We start from the raw sequence: 251 nt of genomic DNA on the forward strand, positions 1-251 counted from the left end.
CCCTTCGGGCTTCGCCCGAAGAAGCGAGCCAGGGCGCTCCGCGCCCTGGCCGCTCCCGCTCCGCGTGAGCGGATGCGGTTCGCTCCGCTCACCGCCAGGCGGCACGCGCTCCGCGCGCCCCGTCAACCACAGGGCATCCGGCCCGCGTTGCGGGCCAGGGGCGGGCTCCGGCCGGACCGGGGGGGGTGGGTTGGGTTCCCGCCCCCCCCCCCCCCCCCCCCCCCCCCCCCCCCCCCCCCCCCCCCCCCCCG

The organism is Streptomyces sp. NPDC104831 (genome assembly GCF_055583025.1).